This is a genomic window from Synechococcus sp. CCY 9618 (genome assembly GCF_019038415.1).
Classification (GTDB): Bacteria; Cyanobacteriota; Cyanobacteriia; order PCC-6307; family Cyanobiaceae; genus Cyanobium.
The window spans coordinates 1-6,618 of the sequence record NZ_JAFKRG010000064.1 but is presented as its reverse complement, the minus strand read 5'-3'; the positions used below and the strand labels follow the sequence as shown (position 1 = coordinate 6,618).

The following is a 6,618-nucleotide window of genomic DNA, read 5'->3' as shown; positions in this document are numbered from 1 at the left end:
TCGTGAGCCAGGAGATCCGCGCGGCGGAGGATCCTGAATTCGAGACGTTCTACACCAAGAACATCCTGCTCAATGAAGGTCTGCGCGCCTGGATGGCCCCCGCTGACCAGCCGCACGAAAACTTCGTCTTCCCTGAAGAGGTTCTGCCCCGCGGCAACGCCCTCTGATCGGTTTCCAGTTCATCTCCACGGGCGTCCTCAGGGGCGCCTTTTTTCATGCCATGACCCCCTGGCTGACGGAGCAGCAGTCCGGGCAGCCGCTCACCGATGCGATCAGGCGCTTTTCTGTCGCCATCGGACACCTCCCGGTAGGTCTGCAGAGAACGGACATCCATGGCGATCCACCCGATCTCCTGCCTGGTGCCCTCCCGTCAGGCGCCACCACGGCGCCGGCAGCCTCCAGGAGCTGTTCAGCAGGAGGTGTTCAGCCTCCCCGGGCAGCGTCGGGTCTGCAGTGCCATCGTTGCCAGCCCTCGTCACCCATCGCCACCAGACGGCAGATCGCTCGATGGCGGAGCGGTATCTCCTCCGGGCCTTCCCCGGCCTGGAGGATCAGATCGAACGGGTCGCTCATCAGGGTGTCCGACCCATCGGGCAACCGCAGCAGCTTGCGGCGGGCGTACCACTGCAGGCTCGGGCGACCGGCTCCATCCCCCTCGATGTACATCGGTGTCGCATCGCGCCCTGCCAGGGCCGCCGCCGGCAGCACCGACCAGCGTTCGTTCAGTTCCCAGTTCCACAGGGGGCCGGTGCCCAGCAGCAGCAGCGACAGCCACCAACCACCGACCAGCAGCGCCAGTCCTCGCCGCCGGGGCCTTCCTGAAGGCCGCAGCAGCCAACCCCCGCCGAGCAATCCCACCCCCGCGGGCAGCGGCAGCCAGCGGTAGGGCGCCAGCTCACTCTGACCGGGCAGCTGGGCCACCCCGCCCGCCAGCACCAGCAGCCCCCCGAGTCCCATCCACAACCAGGGCAGACGCCGCAGCACGCCCCGGGCGGCACCCGTTCGCAGCAGGGTGGCCAGCGGCGCGGCGCAGAGCAGGGCGAAGGGAAGCCAGAGGGGGTGGCTGTACCAGGGCAGCTGGGTGCGCAGCGGCAGGATTGTGGCGGCCATCACCCCCTGCAGCACCAGGGTCCACCGGCCCCAGCTCTGGTGCCGCTGCCGCCAGGCCATCCCCACGGCGATAGGCCACAGCGGCAGCCAGGGCCAGCCGCCCTCCAGCACCTTCAGCACCGGCACCCTCCAGCCCAGGGCACTGCCTTCACCCGCATCCAGCAGCACCCGGCCCATGCCGTCGCCGCCCCAGAGCCAGAAGGCCTCCTGGCCGCGCATCAGCAGGTGGTACCCATGCCATGCCATGCCGGGCAGCAAGCCCATCGCCAGGCCGAAGGCCAGGGAGCGCCAGCGCCGCGGTCCGGGGCAGGGGTCGAGCAGCAGGCCCAGCCCGCCGGCCGCCAGGGCGGGCAGCAGGATCGGCGCCTTCAGCAACAGCAGGGCGCTTCCCGCCAGGCCCGCCAGGGCACCGTCGATCCAGACCCGGCGGGCACCGCGGCTGCGCAGCAGCCCCCACCAGAGCAGGGCCATGGCACTGAGCTGGGCGCCGTCGAGCATGGCCAGCCGTCCATGACGCATCACCGGCAGCAGGGTGAGCAGGATCGCCCCGGTGGCCAGGCTTTCGGCGCGCCGACCAGGCCGCAGCTGCCACTGCACCAGGCCCCCAAGGGGCACCACCAGGGTGGAGAGCAGGGCGGGCGCCAGGCGCACCACCCACTCCGGGGGGAGGGCAGAGGCGGAGGCGCCGCTGGCCTGGCGCCACAGGCCGATGCTGCCGGCGATCAGCAGATGCAGTCCCGGCGGCTTGTTGAGGTAGGCGCTGCCCCAGAGGGTGGGCAGCAGTCCGGGGGGGAATCCCCGGTCGGCGAGCTCAAGGGCCACCCGGGCCACGATGCCCTCGTCCCAGTCCCGCAGCGGCAGGTTGCCCAGCCCCGCCAGGGCCAGGACCAGGGCGGCGGCCCAGAGCAGCAGCAGCAGGCGCCGGGGGGGCGGGCCGGCAGGGATGGGGATGGGGGCGGCCACGACGGGGGTGGGCAAGGGTGGTTCAGTCGGTTCGTGGGGCCTCGGAAGGGGTGGCAGCGGCACCCAGCGGCACCACGAACGATGGGCCTTCCTGGCATCCGGGCGCCTGGGCGCACACCCAGCGCCGCAACCGGTCCTTTCGGGGGCCATCGGGGAAGGGCTGGAAACTCTCGATCACCGCATAGCTGCCGGCGACGGCATCGGCCCCCCTGCGGCGCCAGTGGTCGACCCCATGCTTGCTGAGGCCATCCGGCGACACGAGCCAGCCCTTGCGATCCGCCAGATAGAGCACCGTCGGATCCGAGCCGCTCGCCACCACCACCCTTGCCTGGGCTGGGGTTTCGGCCTGGATCCGCCGGGCCAGCTCCCAGGCGGCGGAGCCGGCGGTGCGTTCCTTGCTCCAGTAGTCGATGCCGAGAATGGAAAGGCTCACGAGCACCATCACGACGAGGAGGGCCCAGGCCCTTCGCCGCCAGCCGCCCGGCCCCTGGCGCAGTCGCAGCCAGCCCTGGCCCATCAGCGGACAGGCGAACAGCATCAGCGGCAGCTGGTAGTACTCATGCACGGCGGTGGTTTCGGGGGCGAGGGCGCCGGCCAGGATCACCCCCCCCAGCCCCAGGGGCAGTACCCGGCCCAGGGGCTGGGGGGGGGCGGGGCCGCCAGGACGGGGCGGGAGCAGCCCCAGGATCAGCAGCGGCACCCCGAGGACGGCCAGGTTGCGCACCGCCACCCGCAGGCCCAGCTCCCCCCAGTAGGCGAAGCCCAGCAGGTCGGCCCAGCTGTAGCGGTTCGCTTCCCCACCCCAGAACCCGAAGCTGAGGCCGCTGCTTTCCCCCAGCTGGCGGGCGTGCCAGTACCAGAGGGATGTCAGCCCGACGGCGCCCAGGGCATAGAGCCAGGGGCCGGGGCGCCGCAGCGCCAGGGCCCACCGCCCCTGCCAGCGCTGCTCCACAAGGAGCCAGAGCAGCGGCGCCCCCAGCCACAGGAAGGGCAGCACCTTCACCAGGCAGGCGCCGCTGAAAGCCAGCCACGACACCAGCAGATCCCTGCGCCGGTTTCCCTGCAGCCAGACCAGGAAGCGCTCCAGCGCCAGGGCCGCCAGCAGCATCAGCAGGGCCTCCGGCTGCACCGTGCGGCCGTAGAAGACCGGAATCGGCAGCACGGCATAGAACAGTCCCCCCCACCAGCCGGCCCGCTCCCCCACCAGCCGCCGGCCGATGCGGATCAGCAGCAGGATGGTCAGCAGGCTGCAGGCCAGGGAGAGGCCCCGGGCCAGCCACTCGTGCACGCCGAACAGCCTGTAGAGCAGGGCCACGCCGTAGGGGTAGAGCGGGAACTCCGCCTCCACCACGCCGCTGCCGGTGCCGCCCCAGTCGATCTGGGGCAGCCAGAAGCGCATGCCCTGCTCCGCGAAGTTGCGGGCCATGGCGGCCGTGTCGGCCTGACGCCAGCTGTGGATGCCCAGAACCGGTGCCTGGATCTGCACCAGCCGCAGGGCCGCCCCGATCAGCAGCGGCGGCCAGAGCGGCAGGGGGGGGGCGTCGAGGGGCCCCCCAGCGCCGGTGTCATGGCCTCGATCGGGCGGCATCGGCGGCTGGCCGGCTGGGGTGAGGAGATTACCGGGGGGGCGCCGGGGGCCGGCTCAGCTGGCTCTGCACCGCCTCCACCGCCGCCGGCAGGGAGGAGGTCAGCGCCGGGATGCGGCGCACGTTGCCGCTGAGACTGGCGGCCAGATCCGCCAGGCCCCGAAGCACGGGCTCCGGGTGACGGCGTTCCGCTGCGGCCGCCACCGCGGCGGCCTGGGGCGCGCGCCAGTCGGCCAGCAGCACCACCGCCCGGTAGGCCGCTGGCCAGGGGTTGGCGGGTTCCAGGGTCTCCAGACGGCTGAACCATCGGGCCGCCACCAGCGGCCGGTTCTGCAGCACCCCCAGCAACCCCAGGCTCCAGAGGGCATCGCGGTCGTCGGGGTCGGAGCGCAGCCGTGCCTCGGCCCAGCGGGCCACCCGCTGCTGGTAGAGGAAGTGGCCGTCGAGCTGGTGTTCCGGTCCGATGGCGTCGAAGACGGCGGCCAGGCCAGCAGGTCCCCGCTCCATGCCCCGGGCCAGGCGGATGAAGCGCTGGTCGAACCGGCTCGGGGGAGGGGCATCGGCGCTCCGTTGCCAGAGCTCGACCCGGCGGCCCTTGTCCCAGGGCCAGCTGCGCACCAGCGAGAAGCGGCCGTCGCTGCGCACCTTCCGGCTCAGCTGGCGGGACTCCTTCCGCCGGGTGCCCTGATCCCCCGTGGCCAGCAGCAGCCATTCGGCTTCCTGCAGCACCAGCAGATGCTCCTCCCTGCGCTTGCCGGTCTCCCGTCCCACGACCTCGCCGCCGCCGGCACGGCCGAACATGGTGACGTTGTTCTGGTTGAAGTCGGCGGTGGTGGGAATCACGATCACCGTGGTGGGGGCGGGGCCCGCCCGCTGTCGCAGATCGCCCACCAGGCTCGCCAGCGGCAGGGGCGGGTCCCGTTCCAGTGCCTCCGCCCGCTGCACGGCGGTGGTGCCGGCGCTGCCGACCAGGCCCAGTCCCAGGGCGGCCAGGGCAGCGCGGCGCCCCCAGCGGGCCCGCAGCCACAGGGCGAGGGCCCACCAGCCGCGGCTGAGCAGGATCAGCAGCAGGGGCAGCACCGGCGCGATGTAGCGGGGATCCTTGTTGGGGCTCAGGGTGGTGAACAGCCAGCCGCTCAGGGCGCAGCCGATCAGCCAGCCCCAGCCGGCCCGGGCCGGCGGAGTGGGAGGGATGCTGCGCCAGCGCCTCCACCCGCCCAGGAGGGCGCCGGCCAGCCCCACCAGCACAGCCGGCAGCCCCAGCTGGGCCGGCAGCAGGGGGGGATACCAGAGGAGGCTGGCCAGGCTGAACGGGTCCGGATCCCCCTCCTGGGCGGCCGACTCGATCACGGCCCGGTTGGTGCCGCCCAGGGTCATGATCCAGTTGTGACGCAGCCAGGGCAGGGCCATCCCCACCGCGATCGCCAGGGCCACCAGCACCTGCAGCCGCCGGCCGCGGCGGCCGAGCCCGGTGCCTGCGGCCCAGAGGCACGGGGGAATGAGCACCAGCAGGGCGCTCTGTTTCACCAGCACGGCGGCGCCGATGGCCCCCGCAGCGATCACTGCCTGCCCCCAGCGACCACCCGAGGGAGCCGGCGCCTGCCAGCGGCCCAGCAGCCACAGGGCCAGCAGGGCCGAGGCCGTCACCGGCAGGTCCAGGGTGTAGTCCACCCGCAGGGCCGCCAGGGCCGGGGCGGCGGCGGTCAGCGCGGCGGCCAGCAGTCCGAAGGCCGGGCTCACCAGTTGCCGGCCCCAGGCGGCCACCACCACGAGCAGCAGGGCTTCCCAGACCGACTGGACCCACAGCGCGGCGTCGGGATCGTCGCCGGTCATGGCGATCACCGTCCCGCCCACCAGGCTCCCCAGGGGCGGAATCTTGGGGGAGAGATCCAGCAGGGCCTGCCAGCCCCGCCAGCCGCCACCCGGCAACAGGCCAAGGGCGCGGCCGTGGTCCACAGAGCTGTTGATGTAGTTGGCCTCGTCCCAGGCGGGCAGGCGCAGGTCGGCATGGAGCCAGAGGCGGTCAGCCACGGTGGCGGCGGCCCAGATCAGGCCCAGGGCCAGCCACCAGAGCCAGGGGCGAGGCGGACGGGAGGTCAGGGGCTTGGGGCGGGGCGTCAGCAGTCTGAACCTGATGCGGTCTGCGGCGGATCAGGCGCCTGCTCGTTACGATTAGCGGGTTCCGTCAGCAGTGGCGTGGTGATCGACGGAAACGCCTGAATCGGAAGCTTCGGGAGTGGATGGTCCCCGGCCTGGCCGGCGGAAACCTCCACCCGGTTGTTTCTTTTGAAAGGCGTTCTCCGCGATTGCCGCAGGCGTCGCCGGCTGGCATCCAACCCCACAGGAGGAGGTGTCCATGAACCCAAGTTGTCCCACCCAGGGTCTGCTGATCGCGGAGAATGCCGGCTGATCACGGCTGCTGACTCCTGATCCATCGGTTCCGCGCCAGAGCGGACCCGGCGAGAGCCCCCGAAACCGTGTGCCCCAGGTCCCCTGGAAGCCACGATTTCGGGGGCATCGTTCATTGGGGGGTCAGCAGCTGCCGCCGGCCGTTGTGTTTTCTGGCACATGGCCGGTGGTATGGGAGGGGGGCTTGGGGGATTCTGCGGTTGGCGCATTGCGCCGCTTCCGTGTGAGGAACCCATGAAACTCTTCCAGCAACTGCTGGTCGCACCTGCCGCTCTCGGCCTTCTGTCGCCCGTTGTGGTGCAGGCCGCTGAGCTCAACCTGGATGGCGTCAACAAGTACGCCACCGAGGAGCAGGTCACCAGCATCAACCAGTTTTCCGACGTCAAGCCCACCGACTGGGCCTACCAGGCGCTCTCCAACCTGATCGATCGCTACGGCTGCGTCGCCGGCTATCCCAACGGCACCTACAAGGGCGGCCAGGCCATGACCCGCTACGAAGCGGCGGCCCTGCTGAACGCCTGCCTCGACCGGATCACCGAGGTGACCGATG

Annotated in this window: 4 protein-coding genes and 1 pseudogene; 2 read left to right on the top strand and 3 right to left on the bottom strand. The window is 72.0% G+C overall.

The window, feature by feature from the left end:
* A pseudogene (locus tag KUG41_RS15165) lies at positions 1-167 on the top strand (photosystem II D2 protein (photosystem q(a) protein)); the annotation flags it as partial.
* A 256-nt stretch (positions 168-423) separates the two neighbouring features.
* On the opposite strand, the gene KUG41_RS15160 reads toward KUG41_RS15165, so the two are convergent.
* The 3 genes from KUG41_RS15160 to KUG41_RS15150 are packed head-to-tail and all read right to left on the bottom strand — an operon-like array spanning position 424 to position 5,690.
* A complete protein-coding gene (locus KUG41_RS15160; protein WP_216905043.1) occupies positions 424-2,088 on the bottom strand; it encodes a glycosyltransferase family 39 protein in 1,665 nt (554 codons plus the stop codon).
* A 7-nt stretch (positions 2,089-2,095) separates the two neighbouring features.
* Entirely contained in the window at positions 2,096-3,661 is a 1,566-nt protein-coding gene (locus tag KUG41_RS15155) for a glycosyltransferase family 39 protein (RefSeq protein ID WP_216905042.1), read from the bottom strand.
* Positions 3,662-3,689: 28 nt separating this feature from the next.
* Positions 3,690-5,690, bottom strand: coding sequence for a glycosyltransferase family 39 protein (locus KUG41_RS15150; protein WP_371734176.1), 2,001 nt, complete (start codon positions 5,688-5,690; stop codon positions 3,690-3,692).
* A gap of 612 nt (positions 5,691-6,302) precedes the next feature.
* On the opposite strand from KUG41_RS15150, the gene KUG41_RS15145 reads away from it, so the two are divergent.
* A partial coding sequence (locus KUG41_RS15145) for an iron uptake porin (RefSeq protein WP_216905041.1) occupies positions 6,303-6,618 on the top strand: 316 nt, incomplete at its 3' end.